This window comes from Aquamicrobium terrae (assembly GCF_052978165.1).
This window is the reverse complement of record NZ_JBRKLZ010000002.1, coordinates 24853-43346: the sequence shown is the minus strand read 5'-3', so window position 1 is coordinate 43346 and position 18494 is coordinate 24853. Positions and strand designations below refer to the sequence as shown.

The 18494-nt window shown below is 59.4% G+C and carries 23 protein-coding genes and 3 pseudogenes; 9 read left to right on the top strand and 17 right to left on the bottom strand.

Going from position 1 to position 18494, the window contains the following annotated elements; genetic code table 11:
* Positions 1-14: 14 nt before the first annotated feature.
* The 7 genes and pseudogenes from ACVCNR_RS17445 to ACVCNR_RS17415 form a co-directional block, all read right to left on the bottom strand.
* Positions 15-809 (bottom strand): ABC transporter permease, encoded by a 795-nt coding sequence (locus ACVCNR_RS17445; protein ID WP_447075763.1) that lies wholly within the window; start codon positions 807-809, stop codon positions 15-17.
* Complete coding sequence (locus ACVCNR_RS17440; RefSeq protein WP_447075762.1) at positions 806-1699, bottom strand: ABC transporter permease; 894 nt, start codon at positions 1697-1699, stop codon at positions 806-808. The genes ACVCNR_RS17445 and ACVCNR_RS17440 overlap by 4 nt, the downstream gene beginning before the upstream one ends.
* A 1-nt stretch (position 1700) precedes the next feature.
* The gene (locus ACVCNR_RS17435; RefSeq protein ID WP_447075761.1) at positions 1701-2837 is read right to left on the bottom strand and encodes an ABC transporter ATP-binding protein; all 1137 of its coding nucleotides are present in this window, start codon (positions 2835-2837) and stop codon (positions 1701-1703) included.
* A complete protein-coding gene (locus ACVCNR_RS17430; protein ID WP_447075760.1) occupies positions 2834-3877 on the bottom strand; it encodes an ABC transporter substrate-binding protein in 1044 nt (347 codons plus the stop codon). The genes ACVCNR_RS17435 and ACVCNR_RS17430 overlap by 4 nt, the downstream gene beginning before the upstream one ends.
* 227 nt (positions 3878-4104) lie before the next feature.
* On the bottom strand, positions 4105-5526 hold the full coding sequence (locus ACVCNR_RS17425) for an amidohydrolase family protein (RefSeq protein ID WP_447075759.1): 1422 nt from the start codon (positions 5524-5526) through the stop codon (positions 4105-4107).
* 171 nt (positions 5527-5697) lie between these two features.
* Positions 5698-6066: pseudogene (locus ACVCNR_RS17420) on the bottom strand (Lrp/AsnC ligand binding domain-containing protein); the annotation flags it as partial.
* 377 nt (positions 6067-6443) lie between these two features.
* Entirely contained in the window at positions 6444-6827 is a 384-nt protein-coding gene (locus ACVCNR_RS17415; RefSeq protein WP_447075758.1) for a hypothetical protein, read from the bottom strand.
* Between the two features lie 461 nt (positions 6828-7288).
* On the opposite strand from ACVCNR_RS17415, the gene ACVCNR_RS17410 reads away from it, so the two are divergent.
* From ACVCNR_RS17410 to ACVCNR_RS17400, 3 genes are all read left to right on the top strand, one after another.
* Positions 7289-7498: a cold-shock protein gene (locus ACVCNR_RS17410; protein ID WP_354199276.1), complete on the top strand. Its 210-nt coding sequence runs from the start codon at positions 7289-7291 to the stop codon at positions 7496-7498.
* 136 nt (positions 7499-7634) lie between these two features.
* Positions 7635-7868 carry a hypothetical protein gene (locus tag ACVCNR_RS17405; RefSeq protein ID WP_447075757.1) on the top strand — a complete coding sequence of 78 codons (234 nt, stop codon included), beginning with the start codon at positions 7635-7637 and terminating at the stop codon, positions 7866-7868.
* A 186-nt stretch (positions 7869-8054) separates the two neighbouring features.
* A complete protein-coding gene (locus tag ACVCNR_RS17400; protein ID WP_354199274.1) occupies positions 8055-8297 on the top strand; it encodes a hypothetical protein in 243 nt (80 codons plus the stop codon).
* 43 nt (positions 8298-8340) lie between these two features.
* On the opposite strand, the gene ACVCNR_RS17395 is transcribed toward ACVCNR_RS17400, so the two are convergent.
* From ACVCNR_RS17395 to relB, 4 genes are all read right to left on the bottom strand, one after another.
* On the bottom strand, positions 8341-9051 hold the full coding sequence (locus ACVCNR_RS17395; RefSeq protein WP_447075756.1) for a transposase: 711 nt from the start codon (positions 9049-9051) through the stop codon (positions 8341-8343).
* A gap of 361 nt (positions 9052-9412) precedes the next feature.
* Positions 9413-9733: a hypothetical protein gene (locus tag ACVCNR_RS17390; RefSeq protein WP_447075755.1), complete on the bottom strand. Its 321-nt coding sequence runs from the start codon at positions 9731-9733 to the stop codon at positions 9413-9415.
* Between the two features lie 115 nt (positions 9734-9848).
* Positions 9849-11081 (bottom strand): type II toxin-antitoxin system HipA family toxin, encoded by a 1233-nt coding sequence (locus tag ACVCNR_RS17385; protein ID WP_447075754.1) that lies wholly within the window; start codon positions 11079-11081, stop codon positions 9849-9851.
* Complete coding sequence (gene relB / locus ACVCNR_RS17380) at positions 11074-11658, bottom strand: type II toxin-antitoxin system RelB family anti-toxin (RefSeq protein ID WP_354199607.1); 585 nt, start codon at positions 11656-11658, stop codon at positions 11074-11076. The genes ACVCNR_RS17385 and relB overlap by 8 nt, the downstream gene beginning before the upstream one ends.
* Before the next feature lie 452 nt (positions 11659-12110).
* Here relB and ACVCNR_RS17375 point away from each other — a divergent pair, with 452 nt between their 5' ends.
* The 5 genes and pseudogenes from ACVCNR_RS17375 to ACVCNR_RS17355 all read left to right on the top strand — a co-directional run.
* The gene (locus ACVCNR_RS17375) at positions 12111-12593 is read left to right on the top strand and encodes a hypothetical protein (RefSeq protein ID WP_447075753.1); all 483 of its coding nucleotides are present in this window, start codon (positions 12111-12113) and stop codon (positions 12591-12593) included.
* A gap of 41 nt (positions 12594-12634) precedes the next feature.
* On the top strand, positions 12635-13441 hold the full coding sequence (locus ACVCNR_RS17370) for a hypothetical protein (RefSeq protein ID WP_447075752.1): 807 nt from the start codon (positions 12635-12637) through the stop codon (positions 13439-13441).
* A gap of 366 nt (positions 13442-13807) precedes the next feature.
* Positions 13808-14062 (top strand): type II toxin-antitoxin system HicA family toxin, encoded by a 255-nt coding sequence (locus ACVCNR_RS17365; RefSeq protein WP_447076647.1) that lies wholly within the window; start codon positions 13808-13810, stop codon positions 14060-14062.
* A complete protein-coding gene (locus ACVCNR_RS17360; RefSeq protein WP_447075751.1) occupies positions 14059-14391 on the top strand; it encodes a type II toxin-antitoxin system HicB family antitoxin in 333 nt (110 codons plus the stop codon). The genes ACVCNR_RS17365 and ACVCNR_RS17360 overlap by 4 nt, the downstream gene beginning before the upstream one ends.
* 41 nt (positions 14392-14432) lie before the next feature.
* A pseudogene (locus tag ACVCNR_RS17355) lies at positions 14433-14785 on the top strand (recombinase family protein); the annotation flags it as partial.
* On the opposite strand, the gene ACVCNR_RS17350 reads toward ACVCNR_RS17355, so the two are convergent.
* The 5 genes and pseudogenes from ACVCNR_RS17350 to ACVCNR_RS17330 form a co-directional block, all read right to left on the bottom strand.
* Complete coding sequence (locus ACVCNR_RS17350; RefSeq protein WP_447076699.1) at positions 14772-15311, bottom strand: hypothetical protein; 540 nt, start codon at positions 15309-15311, stop codon at positions 14772-14774. The pseudogene ACVCNR_RS17355 and the gene ACVCNR_RS17350 overlap by 14 nt on opposite strands.
* Positions 15296-16054, bottom strand: a complete 759-nt coding sequence (locus tag ACVCNR_RS17345) for a recombinase family protein (RefSeq protein ID WP_447075750.1) — start codon at positions 16052-16054, stop codon at positions 15296-15298. Before ACVCNR_RS17345 ends, ACVCNR_RS17350 begins: the two co-directional genes overlap by 16 nt.
* 91 nt (positions 16055-16145) lie before the next feature.
* Positions 16146-16295 (bottom strand): annotated as a pseudogene (locus ACVCNR_RS17340) (recombinase family protein); the annotation flags it as partial.
* Positions 16296-16419: 124 nt separating this feature from the next.
* Positions 16420-16752 (bottom strand): endoribonuclease MazF, encoded by a 333-nt coding sequence (gene mazF / locus ACVCNR_RS17335; protein ID WP_447075749.1) that lies wholly within the window; start codon positions 16750-16752, stop codon positions 16420-16422.
* Positions 16752-16994 (bottom strand): AbrB/MazE/SpoVT family DNA-binding domain-containing protein, encoded by a 243-nt coding sequence (locus tag ACVCNR_RS17330; protein ID WP_447075748.1) that lies wholly within the window; start codon positions 16992-16994, stop codon positions 16752-16754. The genes mazF and ACVCNR_RS17330 overlap by 1 nt, the downstream gene beginning before the upstream one ends.
* A 432-nt stretch (positions 16995-17426) precedes the next feature.
* Here ACVCNR_RS17330 and ACVCNR_RS17325 point away from each other — a divergent pair, with 432 nt between their 5' ends.
* The gene (locus ACVCNR_RS17325) at positions 17427-17597 is read left to right on the top strand and encodes a hypothetical protein (protein ID WP_447075747.1); all 171 of its coding nucleotides are present in this window, start codon (positions 17427-17429) and stop codon (positions 17595-17597) included.
* An 82-nt stretch (positions 17598-17679) separates the two neighbouring features.
* Here ACVCNR_RS17325 and ACVCNR_RS17320 read toward each other — a convergent pair whose 3' ends face one another.
* Positions 17680-18441 carry an IclR family transcriptional regulator gene (locus ACVCNR_RS17320; RefSeq protein WP_354199616.1) on the bottom strand — a complete coding sequence of 254 codons (762 nt, stop codon included), beginning with the start codon at positions 18439-18441 and terminating at the stop codon, positions 17680-17682.
* Between the last annotated feature and the right edge of the window lie 53 nt (positions 18442-18494).

The window sequence follows — 18494 nt, the reverse complement described above, 5'->3', positions numbered from 1 at the left end:
AGAACGGCCAGCGTTCACGGCTTGTCTTCCCTGCTCCGCAGCCTGTCCGTGGCCAGCGCGACAAGCAATGTTGCAACGATGATCACGGTCGTCAAAGCGTTCATTTCCGGCGTCACCACGAATTCAATCTGTTCCAGAATGAATGTCTGCACCGTGCTCACCCCACCGCCGATCACGAAGATGGTCGAGTTGATCTCGTCAAACGACACCGAGAACGTAACCAGCAGGCTGGCGACAAGTCCCGGCATGATGGCAGGCACCACGACACGGCGGAAAGCCGAGATGCGCGATGCGCCCAGGTCGAGTGCCGCCTCCAGCAGGCTCGGGCGAACCGAGAGAAAGGCGGTTGCCATGATTATCGCAGCGAAAGGAAAGCCGCGCACCACGTGGGCGATGGTGACGCTTAGATAGCCCAGCCTCATACCGATAAGATTGAAGAAGATCAGCAGCGATACACCGATGATCATCGGCGCCATGACGAGTGGAAGGTTGCCGAAAGACCTCAGCACCGTGACCCATGCCGCACGGCGCTGATGTAGGCCAAAGGCAAAGGCCGTTGCCAAGCTGGTCGACACAAGCGCAGCGGTGACGCCCACGCCCAGACTGGTCAGGACGGAGGAAAGCGCGCGGGGATTAGCCAACATCCCCGTATACCACTGAAGCGTATAGCCCGGTGGCGGAAACTCGGTCACCCGACCCGAACTGAACGAAACGAGCACAAGCGTCGCGAGAGGCAAGTAGAAGAAGATCAGCACCGCGAAAAAGAACGCGCCCTGTAGCCGATAATTTGTCGATTTAGGCGGCGTCATACCCGTGACCTCCCGACAAAGGACAAGCCCGCAACGCCAATCAGAAGCGCCACGCTGACAAGCGCGCCAAGCGCAGCTCCAAGCGGCCAGTTCGCCAGTTGCTTGAACTGGATTTCGATCAGGTTGCCGATCAGCACCTCGCTCGACCCACCCAGAATGCGGGGCGTGAGAAATGCGCCCAGCACCGGAAGCGCAACCAGGATCAGGCCGGTCGAAATGCCAGGCATGGTCAGCGGAAGCACGACGCGACGGAATGCGGAGAACGGCGTGGCGCCGAGATCCCGCGCAGCCGATATAAGCGACAGGTCTAGGGCCTTCAGCGATGCGTGAACGCCGAGGATCATGAAAGGCATATATATATGAACCAAGCCGATGATCACGGCGGTTCGCGAATAAAGCAAATCAAGGGGCTGACTGGTGATGCCGATCCCAGTCAGCGCCCAATCGATCAGCCCATTCGGTCGCAGCACCGCTATCCATGAGAAGGAACGGATTAGCAGACTGGTCCATTGCGGCAGGATAACAAGCAGCAGAAGCAGGGCCTGCCATCGCGGGGGTGCCTGCACGGCAATGAAGTAGGCGACAGGGTAGCCGACGAGCAGGCAGATGACCGAGACGGTCACCATGACCTCCAGGCTGTTGAAGATGCTGTTGTAGTAGAGCGGATCGGTAAAGATCAGCCGGTAGTTATCGAAGGTGAAGTCGGCAATCGGCAGCCCGGTCAAAACGTCTTGCGAATAGAAACTGTACGCGATCATGACCGTCATCGGCACAACAAGGAACGCCGCGAGGAAGAGTATCGGAATCGAAAGCAGCACGAGCCGACCGTCGCCCGCAGCCCGCGCACGGGCTGGTTTCAGTTTAGGGCCGAGAGATGTCGCAACCGCCATGTCAGACATCCTCCAGTAGCACGGCATCGGCGATGTCCCAGCCGACCTTGATCCGGTCGCCGGAAGCCGCACCCGAGGCAGTGGCAGGACCGGAGGCGCGAAGCATCTTGCCTTTCTCCAGCTGGAGGGCGTATTCAACGACCGGTCCTCTAAATGTCACGGTTTCGACGCGGGCGTCGAAGGTGTTTGCGCCGCCCTCGCCGATCCGCACCTTCTCCGGCCGAACAGAAACGCAGCAGCGCTGGCCTGCAGCCATTGCAGGCCGGTTGTCCGCAACCACGCGGATCGGCCCGCTCGGCGTATCGACCTGCACCAGACCGCTGCCGGCGTCTGCCGATGCCACGACCCCATCCAGAAGAGTTGTTTCACCTATGAAGTCGGCAACGAAACGGTTCGCCGGCCGATCGTAGATCGCGCGAGCTCCCCCGATCTGCTGTATCTCCCCACCCTTCATGACCACGATGCGATCCGACATGGTCAGCGCTTCTTCCTGGTCGTGTGTGACATAGATGAACGTGATGCCAAGGCGCTGCTGGAAGCTTCTGAGCTCAAGCTGCATCGCCTTGCGCAGCTTCAGATCCAACGCGCCAAGCGGTTCGTCGAGCAGCAGGATGCGCGGGCGCACCGCAAGCGATCGTGCCAGCGCCACGCGCTGCTTCTGCCCGCCGCTGAGTTGCCCCGGCTTGCGGTCAGCAAAGTCGCCAAGCCGAACCATGTCAAGCATCTCGGCCACGCGGGCAGCAATCTCGGTCTTGGCCATCTTGCGCTCGACCAGGCCGAAGGCAACGTTCTCGGCCACCGTCATATGCGGGAAGAGCGAGTAGTCCTGGAAGACCGTCGACACGTCCCGCTTGTTGGGGGGCAGGCTTGTGATCTCCTGCCCCCCAAGAATAACAACGCCGGCATCCGGGCGCTCAAAGCCGGCTATGATGCGCAGCGTCGTGGTCTTGCCACACCCAGATGGCCCGAGCAGCGACAGGAACTCCCCGTCGAAGGCCTCCAGACGGAGGGACTTGAGTATCTGGAAGGTGCCGTAGGCCTTCCTGATGCTTTCGAGACTGAGGATCGTCTGCGGTTTCTGTTCGTCCATCCGCTTACGCTCCTTGTTCTGGTGTGGGTCCAGGACAGTCATGTTCATGCCAGCTTCACCTCTGTCCAAAGCCGCTCGAGGCGCTGCGACACCTCCGGCGTGGTGAAGCGCCGCCAGTGATACTTCCAGGACGGCTCGATAACAAAGGACGCCTTCTTCTCACCCGGGATCAGCGCATTGGCCTTGTCGCTCATGACCACGGCGCCGTGGATGTCGGGAATTTTGACCATTTGTTCCGGCCGGAGAATGAAGTTGATAAACTCGTAGGCCATGTCCTTGTTCGGCGCGTCCTTGAGGATCGCCATCGTGTCGATGACCGCCGGCACGCCCTGCGGCGGAACGGCAATGCCGATCGGATTGCCGGACGAAGCCTGTTGCCGGGCGCGACCATCGACCCAAACGCCGGCGACCGCCTGCTCGGTCAATAGCATTTCAGCCATTTCCTCGTGGTTGCTCCAGTACTTGCGCACGAGCTTCTTCTGCTCCAGCAACGAGGCTTTCAAAGCGTCGTACTGGGTAGGCGTCCATGCACCTATGTCCTCGGTCGGAATATCCAACCGCGCTGCTGCCGTGAGGATCGGGATGATTGCCTCGTCCTTGGTCGACAGCCGGCCGGCAAAGCTCGGGTCCCACATCACATCCCAATTGGCTTCCGCCTTCGCCTTCTCCACGGCGTTTGTGTTGTAAGCCAAGGCGTTGATCGTGAGTGCGAATGGCAGGCCGTAGACCTGGCCGTTGACGGTGAGTTCCTTTTCGACAGCGCTCTTGCCGCTGTCGGAAAGGTTATCGAAATTCGGAATCCGCTTGAGGTCGAGAGGCTCCACCCGTTCGGCAAGCGCTGCACGCGTCATCCAGTCCATGCTCGGCAGGAACACGTCCCATTTCTCGCCGGCGATCATTTGTGACCACCATACGGGATTGCCGCTGTAGCTGCCGATGAAATTGACCTGTGCGCCGGTTTCCGCCGCAAAGTCCTTCATGATTGCCTGCATCGGATTCGTAAACCAGGAATAGACGAGCAGTTCACGAGCCTGCGCCCGCGCGCTACCCCATATGGCTGGCGTGGCCAGCGCAGCGGCAGTTCCCACTAGCATTGTTCTGCGTGATATTCTGTAAGATCGGTTATCGGACATTGCCTTGCTCCCTTTGGCTCCATGACCGGATACCCCTCGCACCCGGATCAGGTAGAACTGGACGGCCGCGGTGCGGCATATACGTAAACTGATATCAACTCCCTTGCGATGCACGACGTGATTGCTGTTTCAGTCTCGTCCCGTCTGCATCGGCTTATGCTGCCACGCCCATCCCCGGGCCGTCAGAAACCCAGCCGCGCCCAGACCCTTTTCCCGGCGGCATTGACCTCTTTTACTGCTGCGGCGACATCGATCGTTTTGACATTGCCCTTCTCGACTACCGTCTTGCCGTCGACCAGAACCATGTCCACGTCCTCGCCATTGGCCGCGTGAACGAGAAACTTGAACGGGTCGTAGACCGGAGCAGCCTTGGGTGTATCTGTCCTGACTATGACGATATCGGCCTTGCAGCCGGCCTTGAGCCTGCCCAGATCCGCGCGGCCCAGCGCATCGGCTCCGCCAACGGTCGCCATGTAGAAGACGTCTTCGGCACGACCTGCCGTCGCGCTGCTCTCGACGATCTTGCAGACCGTGGACGCCATCCGCATGTCGTTGAACATGTCGAAAGGATAGGTATCTGTGCCCAGGCATTGCCGGATGCCCAGTTCCTTGTATTTCTCGATCGAATTTATCACGCCGCCGCGCCGCGCCTTCACCCATGGCAGATGGCAGACTGTAGTGAGGCTGTCGCGTAGAGCTTCAATTTCGTGCCGTGCCATCGAAGCATGATTGCCGTCGCCGCTCATGATCTGGCCATGACCGATGATGAAATCAGGTCCGAGCAGCCCTGTGTCCATCATGTATTCGACGGTTGTCATGTTCATCGTCTCGCGGATCCGGTCGTATTCATGGATCGACTGTCCGCCATGGATCTGGATCGGCAGTCCGTGCTCATCCGCAAGGCGCCGCGTTTCTCGCAACATTTCAGGGCTGCAAGTGTCTATTTGGCCTGGCGCGAGCAGCGTACGCAGGCGATCGTCGTAGCGGCCATTCCAGTTCACGCAGAAATCTGCGCAGGCTTCGAAACGCGCCTGCCCCTTTGCACCATAGTCACCGTAATAGGTCGCGCCTTGACCGTCTCCCCAATAGTAGGATGAGCGGTAACGTGGCCCCGAGTAACAACGCAGCCCTGAGGCTCCCGCCGCTTCCGCGACGCGCTCCGTGATCGCGATGTCCCCATCGCCACCGATCTCGAAATCGTACCCCAACTCCACGACCGTTGTGGACCCCGTTCTGGCCAGGTCCGCGAAAACGCAATGCGCCGCCGCAAGCTGCGCATCGAGATCGGAAGCCTTCCGGACGGCCGGCAGCACCGTGTAGAGCGTGTGATAGTTCGGGGCGACCTTTGTCTCCGCCGGCGCCTGCGTCTCTTCCAGGTATCCCTTGGTGAAAAGCGTGTCGGTAACGTGCAGATGACTGTTTACAAATCCGGGAATTACCAGGCGACCGGTTGCATCGATTATTTCATCGACAGGTTCTCCCTCGTACAGCGAACCGACAAAGGTGATCAGATCGTCCTCGAAAACCACCGTGCCAGCCTCAATCGCCTGATGGCGAGACCCGTCCCAGGCAAGGATAGTTCCGTTGACGATGGCTTTCTTCATGGTAGACGCCTTCCTGTACTACGGGCTCCGAGGATGTGGCAGGCCACTGAACGGGCCTGCTCCGACAACTACACTGAAGGAGCCGTCAGGAAGCGAACAGCAAATATTTGCGCAGACTGATATTCCGTGACGTGGCCAGACAGGATCAGCAACGCTGGGGCGATTGTCACATCAGGCAAGCTTTGGGAAAGTGACGGGACAACAACGACATCGCGTTGTTAATTGTGCGTCCCGCTTCGAGCGCATGGCTAGCACATTGCGGGTCGAGAAGCTTGAGTGAATTCGGGCCACGCCTGGCAGCTTGGACAGTATCTCCTTGTGGATGAGTTCAAATTCGCCCGCATTGGCGACTTCCGCGCGCAGGAGATAGTTGGAGCCGCCGGTCATCAGGAAGCATTCGTGGATCTCAGGATATTTGCGCACCGCCGCCTCGAACCTGTCGATGTGATCTTCCGTCTGGCGCTCAAGCGTGATGTTGATGATCACCGCAATGGTCGCATCGTTGTTTCCGGTTCCCAGCAAGGTGGTATAGCCATGAAGCGCACACCGCGATTGGCCTCATCAAAGCTGCGGCTTCGATTCGGAAACTCAAGTCCCAAAAGATGGCTCCTCGCAGCTGGTGTCTGGGCAGCTAATGTCTGGAATGAGGGCCGCGGGAATTGCGGCTTTCAGTATCGATGATGAAACCGCAGTTCACACACTCCAGTTGAACATGTTTCCGGACCCAGGCGACGCGCTTCTTCTCTTCATGCCCGCATGCGGGACAGATCACGCCGATCTCGGCATTCTCGGACGGATTGTCCTTTCCCATCCAGATGTCTCCGCAGCCTTTCGGGAGGCCAGGCATTTGCTTGTTCAGCCGCTGCGTTCCCGGCGCTCTCCTGTTCGGACCGGTGCACGATCCTCCGGCTGGTTATTCAGACCAGCCGGTTGCGTTCCTTGATTTCGAGGGCACGGCGTCGGGTGCCCACCGTATCGTTGACGATGCGCCGACGGGCTTCCTTGCGTTCCTTCCCGCTTTCCGGTTTCCGGCGAGACTGCTTGCCCCCGGCAATGTCGGGTTCAAGCGTAGCGGGAATGACAGGAGCGTCGATTTCAAAACCTCTGGTACCTGCCTCCCGAAGAAGGGCAAGTTGCAAGTCGCAGTCGCTGACACCGAGGTCTGGAGACATGCTGCGAATGGCTTCCAGCGCCTGATGGCTCGCAAAGGGACGGGCTTCCGTTTGGCAGGCTTTCAGCAAAGTCTCGATTGCGACCCTCACGTCGCGGGGCAGGGCAGTTGGCAAATGAATGCTGGTCATTGGATCCTCCTTCCAGAAGGCGGGATAAGGAGCCTTCGAATGAAGGCTCAAGCTCGCGTTCATCCGTCCATGGCGACAACAGATAATGTAGGTCGGTTCCAGCCCGGCGGATCACTCGCCTATACGAGACATAGCCGGAGCCGGTTCCTTGCGTATGAACGGATCGTGCTTCTTGTAGCGCGAGAGCTTATACGTTTGCAGAATATTTACAATCGGACGCCCGATGAAATACGTCCCAGCGAGACTGTGATCGTTGAAAAATATCGAGAAGCCAGATTGTTTTCGGAAAGCCTTGCAACGAACACAATTAGACGATAGGTATTTGTCCATCGATCTTGCTGACGAACTTTGTTTCCGCGCTTCGGCGTTCTGACGATCTTCTCCTCTCAATTTCGAAAGACTACGGCGTTTGGCACTCGGCCAAGCGGCGACAATCTATGCCGATTTGAAAGGAAATCGCCATGAACACCGGTACAGTCAAATGGTTCAACTCCACCAAGGGCTTCGGGTTCATCCAGCCTGATAATGGCGGAGCCGATGCGTTCGTCCATATCTCTGCCGTGGAACGTGCGGGAATGCGCGAACTCGTCGAAGGCCAGAAGATTGGCTTCGAACTGGAGCGCGACAGGAAGTCCGGCAAAATGTCGGCTTGCAACCTTCAGGCTGCCTGACGGGATATCGCCTCTGGTCCTTGACCACGGATGTACTGGCACTGGCCATTGAGGCGAAGCGGAGAAGGTCGGGAATTTCCCGGCCTTTTTCATTTGTGCACCCGGCCTTTTTTCGTTTGTGCAAAGGAGTAGCGAAATGGACCACGACGCAGTCAATGCTGTTTTTGTACCGAAGCTCACCCGCATGGAAACCAAGGCGGACATATCGGCCCGCGTCGCCCGCGAGATCATGGACACGGAAGTCGCGCGGCGAAACGCCAAGACGGCGCGCCTGAGAGCTGCCCGTCTCGAAAGAGAGGCAGAAAACGCGGCGAATGGGACGACTTCTGCTGCTCTGCCGAAGTGGAAGAAAACTCTTCGGAAGTCTTAACCGGGGAAGCAAAAAGCTGCAGTCCTGGCGTCGATGGTCGCAGTTTCCCGATTATCCTCGCTCCACCCACCGAGTGTGGTAGTTTGACTGATCGGCAGTTTATTGAGGGCAGGAATACCCTATCTGTGTTTTTGCAGAGCATCAGGTTTTGGGCTGCCAACTGAAACGAACGATCTCGGAGCATTGATGAGCAACGTTGTTACCCTGCATGGCGATAAGCGCTGGAAGGCAGTTATCGAGTATCGCACCGATGAAGGCCCGAAATCTGTCGAGCATTATTTCGAGGAGATATCGGATCTCCACCTCATCATCGAACACGGACCGGACTGGAATGTCCTGATCCGCTGCACGGTCACTCTAAACCGCTCTGACGATGGCGAAGAACAAAACAGCGTCGAGAAAGCGCTGCGTGATGAGCGTATCAATTAACGAACTCTCCTGCCTTGTGCATCCGGCTGGATGAACCCAATACCTAGGTGAGTCCCAGCTTCTTCTTGAGATCGGCGTTTTCCTTGCGCAGATGGTCGGCCAGTTGTTTCTTCAGGCGCTCATTCTCTTTTTCGAGAGCCAGCAGGTCCTGCAGATCTCCGCCAGTCGATACCGGCGTCGGGGAAGCGGCCTTCTTCCAATGGTAATAGGTCTGCTCGGAGATACCAGCCTGCTTGACGGCGTTCCTGATGCTTTCGCCGCGGCCGACCGACCGATCGATCTGAGTCAGCTTCTGTGAGCGTTCCTTTTCGGAATAGGTCTTGCGCTTGCCCTTCACCGCGGCCGGAGCCTCGACCGCGTTCGCAGCCTGTTTGGCGCTGCTCTTGCGGGCCGGCTTCTCGGAAGCTGCCGTCTTCACCTTGTCAGCCTTGGCCTTCTTCTGGCGAGGGGCTTTCTGTTGCTCTTTAGGTGTCTCCACCTTGGCAGGCGCTTCGGCGACGGCCGGGACTACTTGAACTTCCTGAGGGTCTTCCATTAGATGCTCCGTTTGCGTTTGAATTCCTTCACCAGCATCGTTGTGTACCCGATCCGTGTCAACATGCCGTAAACCTTGATGTTGCGGCGTTTCAGCTTCGGCTGTTCTTCCACTGAAAGCTGCCAGGTCGACATCGCTCCACAGGGAGCGTCGTGTTTCCTGATTGTTGCCGCGCTTGCGTTTGATTTCGACAACAAATGATTGGATCTTGCGCCGCATAATCCTTCTCTGTTCTCTTTGTCTCACATTAAGGGAAGATCGCCTGCTCATGACGTTGGATGGCAACCGAACTTCAAGGTTGCTTATCGCATCAATGCACAATTTGCCAGTCTGGCACAGCGGGCCTCGCGAGACTGAAGACCTGCCAGAGCGTCAGAAAGCGTTCTTGTCCGTTTGAGTTGACTAGAGAAGCGGTGGGCATACAAGCTGGAGGATCGAATGGATCGACGGTTATTCCGGACGGGATTGCTGGGTCTTCCGGGAATTGCCAGCAAGTCTGCCTCCTGCAACTGGCTGGAATTGCAAAGCTCGACCGTCCGCTCCATGCGATTCTTTTGGACTGGCCGCAGAATAATATGTGCTACGGCCGTTCTACATCCGACAGCAATTTGAACAGGCAGTCTCCGGGGTTTGTGAGGGCGGGGAAGCGGCGGCAGGCGACGAGGCCGGGTCTGGTGAAGTTTATGGCTTGTGGGGGCCGATGCGGGCCGTCGATGGGATGGATGGCGCCCGCGCACTGGCCTGGGTGAACGCTGTCACCGATCTCGACGCAGGGCTCGAAGATGCCGCGACAGGGCGCGTATTCCCGAAGCACCCAATGTGAGGGCAGTTTCGACCGCAAAAGTTGCTGGCCTGCTTGGTCGATCAGGTGTTGTTCCGAGCGTTTTTTTGCCTCACTCATTGATCTTTCGTCCGATAGCTTGACGATTACGACTTAAGCACAAAGAGCAGCGGCGAAAGCAGCGCGCAGGTTGAAGCGATATCGGTCCTAAAGTCGATCATGGGTTGTGCGTGCTCTATGTGTCGGAGATTAGGGTGAGGTCTTTCAGATGCGCGTCGATGGCGTCCGCGACCGGCCTGGCGATCGGCAGCGCCTTCTTCGCTTCTGGCCATTCGTCGCGGAAGCGGAAGACGGTTTCCTTTGCGGTATCGACGACGAGCTTTTCAGACAGACGCGCCTTTGCAGCGAGATAGCGCAGTTCATCAAGCGAAAGCTCGCGCATCCGCTTCGTGCGGGCGTATTTGATGGCGGCGAACTCGTCGGGGATATACGGGATCGTCGATACGAAATCATAAGCGGGCGCAAGCGCCGCCGTGCGCCGGTCGGGATAGATCAGCGACCAGTTCTTGAGGTGCATGTCGGCGTTGCCGATCAGCGTGTTGAAGACGAGGCGGCGGATGAATTCGGCGGCGGCTTCGTCACCCGCCTCGACGCCGATCACGGCCGCGATATTGCGCGCGCTCGCCCGCTTGTATTTGTCATCGGGCCAGACGCCGAACACCTGCGCGAAATCCTCGATATGCACCGGGCCGCCTTCCGCGCGGTCGAAACGCCGGATGGCAAGCGCCCGGCCTTTGAGCCTGCCGATCCCTTCGGGCAGGCCGCCGATCGCGTCACTGTCGAGGAGCTGGAGCTCTGGCACGTCCATGCCGAGCCGGGCCGCAAGGCTCATCATCGAGAATTCGTTCTCGGGAACGCCGTCATAGAGCTGCGAGGGCAGCTTGACGATCCACGAGCCGCCGACGCCGTCCGCCGGGATCGTGAGACCGCCGCCTTTCCCCGCGTTCTTCACCGCCGAGAATTTCAGTTGCACACCCCCGAGCGAAAACCGCAGGGCGTTGGTCCGGCGCTTGCGGCGATTTTCCTCGTCGCCCTTATCCTTGAGGTCGGGCCACGCTTCGCCGTCCGCAGGAACGATGGTGAGCGCGCCGGGAAGATCGCGGCCGAGAACCCATAGGAGAAAGAACTCGCGCTTCTCGTTCACGCCAGCCTGCTCGGCGAGATAGGCGCGCAGCGGCCCCTCGGGCAGGAGGTTGGCGAAGAAGGGCGGCACCCTGACATTGACCGGCTTGAACTCTGTCAGGAGCTGCCCGAACTGATCCTTGAAGGACAGGCTCAGCGTCGGCCGCTCGGGATTGTCGATATACGCCTTGTCGAAGGCAAATAGCGTGCGGTCGCCCGGAATGAGAGTGAGCGTGCCGATCTTATCGCCATAGAGGCGCACATCGAGGATGGAAACGTCAGGCATCGTCCTCCTCCTCGTCGAGCTCATAGGCGGGGCGCGGCGCTTCCGGCAGCGCATGGGCGATCCTGTTGCGAAGCTCCCTTAATTGACGGGAGGCGCGCTCAGCGGCCGGGAGCGCGGCCGGGCCGGTGGGCAGTTTCAGGAGCTTGTCGGTAACGGCGCGCAGCGTATCGAGATCGGCTTTACCAAGCTGGAAATTCGCAAGCTCGCGCAGCGTCTGGTCAAGGCGCTTGAATTCGGTCGCCTCGGGATAGGCGCGGTTCAGCTTTGCGAGGGCGACCTGGGCGCGGTTGAGCACGGTCGCGCGCTGGCGGGCTTCCCCGGAAAGAGTCGTGGACGTGCCGCCGACCATAGCCTCGACGGCGGGCAGCAGCTTGCGCGGCACGAGCACCAGCTCGTAATTGAGCGCGCGCGCAAGCTCGACCAGGCTCGAAAGCCGGAGATCGGTCCCCCCGCTCTCGATTTTCGAGATATGGCTCTGCGGCACGCCGATGCGGGCGCTAAGGTCGCGCTGACTCAGGCCCGTCTGCTCGCGGGCGGTGCGGAGGGTCTGGAGAATGTCGTCGGTTGCGTAGGGCATGATATGTCTTTACATATCTAGAAATTAAATTGATATGTTTTACCATATCATAATTTCAGCATAATAGCAACCCTGATAGATATGTTTCTGCATATCTAAGAACGTCCCTGATCTACCAATACATATCAGTGTCAGCGGCCACAAATGCAACCATCCGGTAGCCGGGACAAATGCCTGAGGGCCATGCGTCCCCGGCCGAATGTCCAGCATGTGGCCTGGATCGGGCAACGCCCGGCGCAGATCATCTCATCGGTGATATGCTGGATTTAGGTGGTTTAGGATGAGGAAGGCTGAAGAAGCATACTGGATCAAAGACGGCTTCAAGGCTGAGCTGTACGAACAAGGTTTGCCGCGCCGAAGCCCATACTCTCCTCAATCATTCCGCAATTTACACGCCTCAGGGTAGCAGGATTCGGGCGCGTCATGAACGACGAAGCTGAAGGACAAGCTCGATGCCGAAATCGAAGGGGAAGAAGCCCGCAATAATGCTGCCGGATATAAAGCCCGGTAACTGGCGCGGTGAAATTCTCGGTAGCCGCACTGTAAATTTCGGGCAGGTTGTTCAGCCCGGCCCGCCGCGGCAATCCGTCGAGTTCACGTACATGATAATGCCTGCGGCCATTACCATGCCGGAGGCGCGCTTCACGTGGCTGGGCGTCATCATGATTATGACGCCAACTCCAATGAAGACCGAATTCCCCGATGCAGGCTGCCTTTTCAAGGCCAAGCATCTTCCTCCGCTGCACCTATCGCTTGAAGTCACACGCGGGCAATTTTCGGACATGCTACGGATGCTGGAAACGAAGCGCCTGAGGAATTTTTACTTCACTTTGGAGGATGAGCCGACGGTTCATGGCCGATCTACAGTTGGGGCATGTCAGCCACCCTTGCCGATGCGGCCGGGTAAACTATTCTCGGGCGATTTTAGAAAATAGGAATCGTCCATCCTACCCCTGTTTCCCGCGAGCTCTTCCCTATGCCTGTCGAACTCCATGAGCGCCTATCTGAATTTTCTTATGGATACGGAGTTACGAGGGAAGTCGAGCGGCGGCTGCGGCAACAAGGGCTGAGGGCAACACCGTTCCTGCCAAGTCTACTTCACGAAGCAAGCCTGGGCTTCGACGTGGCCTTCGATCGGCCGGGAACGCCGCTTCTGCTCCAGTTCAAGCTTGGCCAGGCCATGCGCCGGTTTGTGCCGGGGCCGCGTCCGACTCTCGGGCAACCGTTCTGGCGATACCATATCGACACGGCCGAACCGGACGGCCAGTTCGAGCTTCTTCTTAAGGCCGAACAGGACGGGGCCGACGTTTTCTATCTCGCCCCGAAATTTCACGATTGGGAAATTTATCTCGATGCCTTTGAAAACCGGCGTGTTGTCCGATCATCGCTGATCGTGAGCCCCGGCGAGATTCGGCGCGCTTTGGACGCCCATAGCGTGCCGGATGGCGCGCACAAGATCGTCTATGACGCGCGCAGCGCCTACCTGTGTTCGGAGCCGCTGGAACTCGCGTCGATACGCCCCTCCGATCTCGCGGGAAAGCTGCGCGCTCATGTGGAGAGCCGGGAGACTCCCATTGGCGAGGTTTTGGAGGGGGTGTTTGCAGGCTTTGAAAATCGCTCTGCCATCCGGCCGCCTCGTGCTTCTGAGGACCGCGATGATCCCGACCGCGTTGCTATGAGATTCCATCCGATCAGGGGCGTCAGCCCAAGCTGCGCCGCGAGCGTCTGGAGCGTATTCTCGGCACCGGCCGCAGCCGGGAGGAAGCGGTTGCGCTCGCGGTAGGGGCGGAGGCGTGGTCTTCCGGCGCGCAATTGATCTTCGTCACCGAGCCGCCCGCCAAATGACTCAGGGGGTGTGCGTGGCTAAGAATCGATAGACGTTACAATGACATACACGTTCCCAGTTTCATCCTCTCCGGCGCGTCTTATCCGTCCGCGACTGGCTGGCCGGCCCAAACACGATCTCACCACATGGACCGTGACCGACGACTGGCCTGATCCCGTTCCGGTCACGGAAGCCGAGATCGAGGTGTTCGAGCGTTGGTTCGGCGACCTGTTCGACGAACTTTTTGGCCCCGACACCGGACCGCCGATACCGGGGCCAAGATCGACCTTGAAAACGGTACTAAAAAATGATACTGAATACTCTATGAAAAAGCGTCACAGAGCCACGCTGGAACTGATCTTCGCCCGCCCTGTCAACGGTTCGATCCGCTGGGCCCACATAGAGGCATTATTTGTAAGCCTCGGGGCGGAAGTCAGCGAGCGGGAAGGTTCGCGCGTCGGCGTGTTCCTGTTCGGTGAAGTGCGCGTCTTTCATCGTCCGCATCCGTCACCGGATACGGACAAAGGTGCGGTTGCCAGCATCCGTAAATGGCTGGACGAACACGGAGTAAAGTCATGAACAATGTCGTGGAAATCAATGGTGAGAAGGCGGTCATCGCTTTCGACCCCGAGATTCAGATGCTACGCGGCGAGTTTGTCGGCCTGAATGGAGGGGCCGACTTCTATGCCGAGAGCGTCCACGATCTGATCGAGGAAGGTCGCAAGTCGCTGGCCGTTTATCTCGAAATATGCCGGGAGAAGGGCATCGAGCCGCGCCGGAAGTTCTCTGGAAAGTTCAATGTCCGCCTCACGCCTGACGACCATGCCGCAGCAGTCATTGCCGCAGCAGCATCGGGCAAGAGCCTGAATGAATGGATCGTCGGGGCGATCCGGGAGGCCGCTGAATAGCGGCCCCGTTCGGTTCGACCGGATTGAAAGGAGATATCGCCATGACCGCTTCCACCGTACCGCTGCGCGCGGCCCTTTACCTGCGCGTTTCGACGGCGCGGCAGGCCGAGTATGATGTTTCCATTCCCGATCAGAAGCGGCAGGGCGAAGCCTACTGCGAGACACGCGGCCTGAAACTGATGGAAACCTTCATGAACCCGGCGCATCGGCGACCAACGACCGCCGCCTAGAGTGCCAGCGCATGATCGAGGCTGGAACGTCGAAACCCGCGCCCTTCGACGTGGTCGTGGTTCATTCGTTCAGCCGGTTCTTTCGCGATCACTTCGAGCTTGAGTTCTATGTTCGCAAGCTGGCGAAGAACGGCGTAAAGCTGGTTTCCATCACACACAAGATGCAACTGGCGCCATAAAACGAATGTTCTGCTTGGGCTTCTGCTCGGTGGCGAAGGCGAGGATGCCAATAAGCTCTCCGCGCAACTCGGCATGGACCTCGCCGCGCTTCGGGCCGGGGGTCAGCACGATCTCACCAATGAGTGAACGCAGCGCCTCGGCTGCCTGCCTGCCGCCATCGGGATCGTTGAGGGCTTCCGTGAACCGCTCCACGTTCCGGCGATAGATGCTGGCGATGTTGGGATGCACATCGGGCACATCGGCGGGGGCCTGTGCCATGCGGGCGGCGATCTCGGCCTTGTCGCGTTCAAGCTCGTTCATCCGCGCCTTCATGGAAGGCTGATACAGCCCATCCTCGATTGCCGCCATGATCCCGGCAATGGCCTTGTCGATCTTCTGGAGCGCCTTCTGGTCCGCGTCCGCCTGCACCCGCCGGTCACGGTTCAGCCGATTGGTTTCCTTGGCATAGGCGCGCACGGCCTCCGCGACCGCCTCGGACGATACCAGCTTCTCTTTCAATCCCGCCAGCACGCGCGCGCCTCGATCTCGTCGCGGCGGATGGTGCGGGCATTGTCGCAGATGCCCTTGCGCAGATGGTTGCGGCAGGCATAGCGGTCGGTCATGACCATGCTGATCCTGCCACCGCAGCACCCGCAGGTGAGCAGGCCGGAAAGCAGGGTGACGGGCCTGTTTGTCAGATGCAACCGCTTGGCCCGACCTTCGCGTGTGTTGGCGAGGTTGGGGGCGAACATCGCGGAAATGCCGCGCCTGCGTTCGCGCACAGCCTGCCAGAGCGCATCGTCCACGATCCGCAGATGCGGAACCTCGCTCCTGATCCATTCGCTTTCGGGGTTCACGCGCGATATGCAAGTCTCTGTCTCGGGGTTCTTGATGAACCTCTGGCGGTTCCATGCCAGCACGCCCGCATAAAGCTCGTTGTTGAGGATGCCGGTGCCGTCGGCGGGATTGCCCCGGATCATTGCGTCGATCCACGGGCGTTTCTTGGGACCGAGGACGCCCTCCCGGTTCAACTGGAATGCGATCTCCTTCGGGCTTCTGCCGGAAGCGTATTCGCGGAAAATGCGGCGAACGATCTCGGCTTCGTCCTCGACAATGGCCCGCTCGCCACGGATCGGTTCGCCAGCAGCGTCGAGCTGGTGGACGACACGATAGCCATAAGCTGCCTTGCCGCTGCCTGCCTTTCCTGCCTCCACGCGCCCGCGCTGGCCGCGATGGGTCTTGATGGCGAGGTCTTTGATGAACAGGGCGTTCATCGTGCCTTTCAGGCCGACATGAAGCTCGTTGATCTCGCCTTCGGAGAGTGATGATGGGGACGCCGGTGAAACGCAGGCGCTTGAACACGGCGGCCACGTCTTCCTGATCGCGGCTGATGCGGTCCAGCGCCTCGGACAGCACCATGTCGAAGCGCCCCGCTTGCGCGTCGGCCATAAGCGCCTGAATGCCCGCCCGGATCATGGAAGAACCGGAGATGGCGCGGTCGGAACAGGTCTCCACCACCGTCCAGCCCTCGCGCGCCGCACGCTCGCGGCACTGGCGCAACTAATCCTCAATGGACGCATCGCGCTGGTTCTCGGACGAATAGCGGGCGTAAAGAGCAATGCGAAGCATGGCGGTCTCCCTAGATTTGAAGCAATGCCTTGAGCTTGGCGCGAACATCGGCCAGCACGGCGGCAGTTACCTCGCCTTTGCGTCTGGCCTTGCGAGCGCGCCAATCAAGGTTCTTGATCTGATCGGCCAGAATGGCGCTTGGCGGGTTCTGGCTGATGACGACTTCGAAGGGATAACCTTTGAGCTTCGTCGTCAGCAGGCAGCACAACATCATGCCCCGCATCCCGTTGTAGCGGGCGGGCGACAGCACCAGAGCGGGGCGATGGCCGGCCTGCTCGTGCCCGGCCTGTGGATCGAAGTTGACCCACACGATGTCGCCGCTGTCAGGCACCCATGCGGCCATCACCAGACTTCCTTGCCGACCGGAGCGCCGAAATCAACCTCGTCATGGAAGGTGTCGGGCGTCATCCCGGCCAACAGCTTGTCCAGATCATAGGAAAGGCTCTGGACGGGTTCGATGACGATCCGGCCATCTTCCTCGCGCACCTCCACCGCCTGATCGACATGCAGGTTGGCGGCGGTCATCACCGAATGCGGAATCCGAACAGAGGCGCTATTGCCCCATTTCTTGATGTTCACTTGCATGGCCTTGCCTCCTGTATCTATAGTGTCGATACAGTAGTGCGCCGCGCGATGGGTGTCAACAGCGTTGATACATCATCCGGCCCTGATGGGAGCGAGCGCGAGGCATCATGTTCTTTCTTCCTCCGATGGCGCGTCATTGTCGTTGGCGGCGCGCATGGCCTTCTCGAAGTCCTCGCGCGCCATCCGCCTGCCGATCAGGCGGGCGATGGTCAGCACTACCGCGTCTAGCCGTTCGGCGGCATCGGCCTCGCTCCCGGCATCTCGTCCATCGGGCGGGCGGTTGTCTCCGCGACCACCTTCGCGCGCTCGCGCAGCGCGTCGAGGTCGCGGAGGGCGAGGTTCGTATCATGGGATCGAAGTCCCGGTTGCTACAGACGCTTGTGGCGGGAAGTGGCGTAAACTCAGTGCCCACTCAGGAACTGAAGTGGCGGCATGTGGCCGATCATCTTCCCGACCTCGATTGTCCTGTGCGTGTTCGTCTACAGCAAGATGAAGAGCATCGGATGGATCGCGTTTATAGTGGTTGTGACGCTCATCCTGCTCATTCCATCGACCGTTTATTTCTGGGCACGGATGGAAAACCGGAGAATTCTCAGCTCGTAGTTCGTTGCCCCCGGATCGAAAGGCGTGGTGGTTTTGTGGGCTGACTGACCGCTAATCGCCGCAGTCCCACAGCCGCTTCCATTCATCCGTGGAAGCCGAGGTTCTTGCTCAGCATGCGCGCGTGCTTGCAGACCTCGGTAATGATCCTGTCGCGGTCGATGTGAAATCGGCTGGAGACGGCCGCGACGTCCAGGGCGGCGATGATCTTGCCTGAGGCGTCGGTAACGGGTGCGGCGACGCCGGAGCCGCCTATGTCCATTTCCTGATCCGACACGGCATAGCCGTCCTGGCCCGCCTGCACGATCATCTGTTTCAGCATTCCCTTGTCGATCACGGTATGGGGGGTATGGGCTATGATGCGTTCGCCCGCGAGATAGCGATCGACCTCCCGTGCCGGCCGGGCGGCCAGCATCATCCTTCCCATGGCGGTGCAATAGGAAGGTATGCTGCCGGAAAGGGGAGAGTCGTAGCGGACGGCCTGTTTGCCGACGCAGGTGGCGATGGTGCGCAGCCGAAGATCCCGGTTGAGCACGCCGAGCATGACCGTCTCGCCGCTACGGTCGCGGAGCATGCCGAGAACCGGGGTGGCGACTTCTATCAGGTGCGCATGCGGCCCCGTCACCCAGCCCGGACCGTTGCGGTGAGCCGGGTTGAGCTGGAACCTGTCGTTCTCGTCGCGCACCGCGTAACCGCGTGCCACCAGCGTTCCCATGAGCATATGCGCGCTGCTCTTCGGGTAGCCGAGCTCATCGGTGACGTTCTTGAGCGAAACGGGCCTGGTCGCCCTCCCCAGCAGTTCGAGCAGTTCCAGAATCCTGGCTGCGCTTTTGACCTGATTGTCCATATATGTGAACCAATTTCATATTGATGGACTTGTAGCATCGCTCATAATGCCGG

Excerpts from the sequence above, each read along its gene's own strand:
- ACVCNR_RS17445 (WP_447075763.1), bottom strand. The coding sequence starts at position 809 with ATGACGCCGCCTAAATCGACAAATTATCGGCTACAGGGCGCGTTCTTT.
- ACVCNR_RS17440 (WP_447075762.1), bottom strand. The coding sequence starts at position 1,699 with ATGGCGGTTGCGACATCTCTCGGCCCTAAACTGAAACCAGCCCGTGCG.
- ACVCNR_RS17435 (WP_447075761.1), bottom strand. The coding sequence starts at position 2,837 with ATGAACATGACTGTCCTGGACCCACACCAGAACAAGGAGCGTAAGCGG.
- ACVCNR_RS17425 (WP_447075759.1), bottom strand. The coding sequence starts at position 5,526 with ATGAAGAAAGCCATCGTCAACGGAACTATCCTTGCCTGGGACGGGTCT.
- ACVCNR_RS17415 (WP_447075758.1), bottom strand. The coding sequence starts at position 6,827 with ATGACCAGCATTCATTTGCCAACTGCCCTGCCCCGCGACGTGAGGGTC.
- ACVCNR_RS17410 (WP_354199276.1), top strand. The coding sequence starts at position 7,289 with ATGAACACCGGTACAGTCAAATGGTTCAACTCCACCAAGGGCTTCGGG.
- ACVCNR_RS17405 (WP_447075757.1), top strand. The coding sequence starts at position 7,635 with ATGGACCACGACGCAGTCAATGCTGTTTTTGTACCGAAGCTCACCCGC.
- ACVCNR_RS17400 (WP_354199274.1), top strand. The coding sequence starts at position 8,055 with ATGAGCAACGTTGTTACCCTGCATGGCGATAAGCGCTGGAAGGCAGTT.
- ACVCNR_RS17395 (WP_447075756.1), bottom strand. The coding sequence starts at position 9,051 with ATGCGGCGCAAGATCCAATCATTTGTTGTCGAAATCAAACGCAAGCGC.
- ACVCNR_RS17390 (WP_447075755.1), bottom strand. The coding sequence starts at position 9,733 with ATGAGTGAGGCAAAAAAACGCTCGGAACAACACCTGATCGACCAAGCA.
- ACVCNR_RS17385 (WP_447075754.1), bottom strand. The coding sequence starts at position 11,081 with ATGCCTGACGTTTCCATCCTCGATGTGCGCCTCTATGGCGATAAGATC.
- relB (WP_354199607.1), bottom strand. The coding sequence starts at position 11,658 with ATGCCCTACGCAACCGACGACATTCTCCAGACCCTCCGCACCGCCCGC.
- ACVCNR_RS17375 (WP_447075753.1), top strand. The coding sequence starts at position 12,111 with ATGCCGAAATCGAAGGGGAAGAAGCCCGCAATAATGCTGCCGGATATA.
- ACVCNR_RS17370 (WP_447075752.1), top strand. The coding sequence starts at position 12,635 with ATGCCTGTCGAACTCCATGAGCGCCTATCTGAATTTTCTTATGGATAC.
- ACVCNR_RS17365 (WP_447076647.1), top strand. The coding sequence starts at position 13,808 with ATGAAAAAGCGTCACAGAGCCACGCTGGAACTGATCTTCGCCCGCCCT.
- ACVCNR_RS17360 (WP_447075751.1), top strand. The coding sequence starts at position 14,059 with ATGAACAATGTCGTGGAAATCAATGGTGAGAAGGCGGTCATCGCTTTC.
- ACVCNR_RS17345 (WP_447075750.1), bottom strand. The coding sequence starts at position 16,054 with ATGAACGCCCTGTTCATCAAAGACCTCGCCATCAAGACCCATCGCGGC.
- mazF (WP_447075749.1), bottom strand. The coding sequence starts at position 16,752 with ATGGCCGCATGGGTGCCTGACAGCGGCGACATCGTGTGGGTCAACTTC.
- ACVCNR_RS17330 (WP_447075748.1), bottom strand. The coding sequence starts at position 16,994 with ATGCAAGTGAACATCAAGAAATGGGGCAATAGCGCCTCTGTTCGGATT.
- ACVCNR_RS17325 (WP_447075747.1), top strand. The coding sequence starts at position 17,427 with ATGTGGCCGATCATCTTCCCGACCTCGATTGTCCTGTGCGTGTTCGTC.
- ACVCNR_RS17320 (WP_354199616.1), bottom strand. The coding sequence starts at position 18,441 with ATGGACAATCAGGTCAAAAGCGCAGCCAGGATTCTGGAACTGCTCGAA.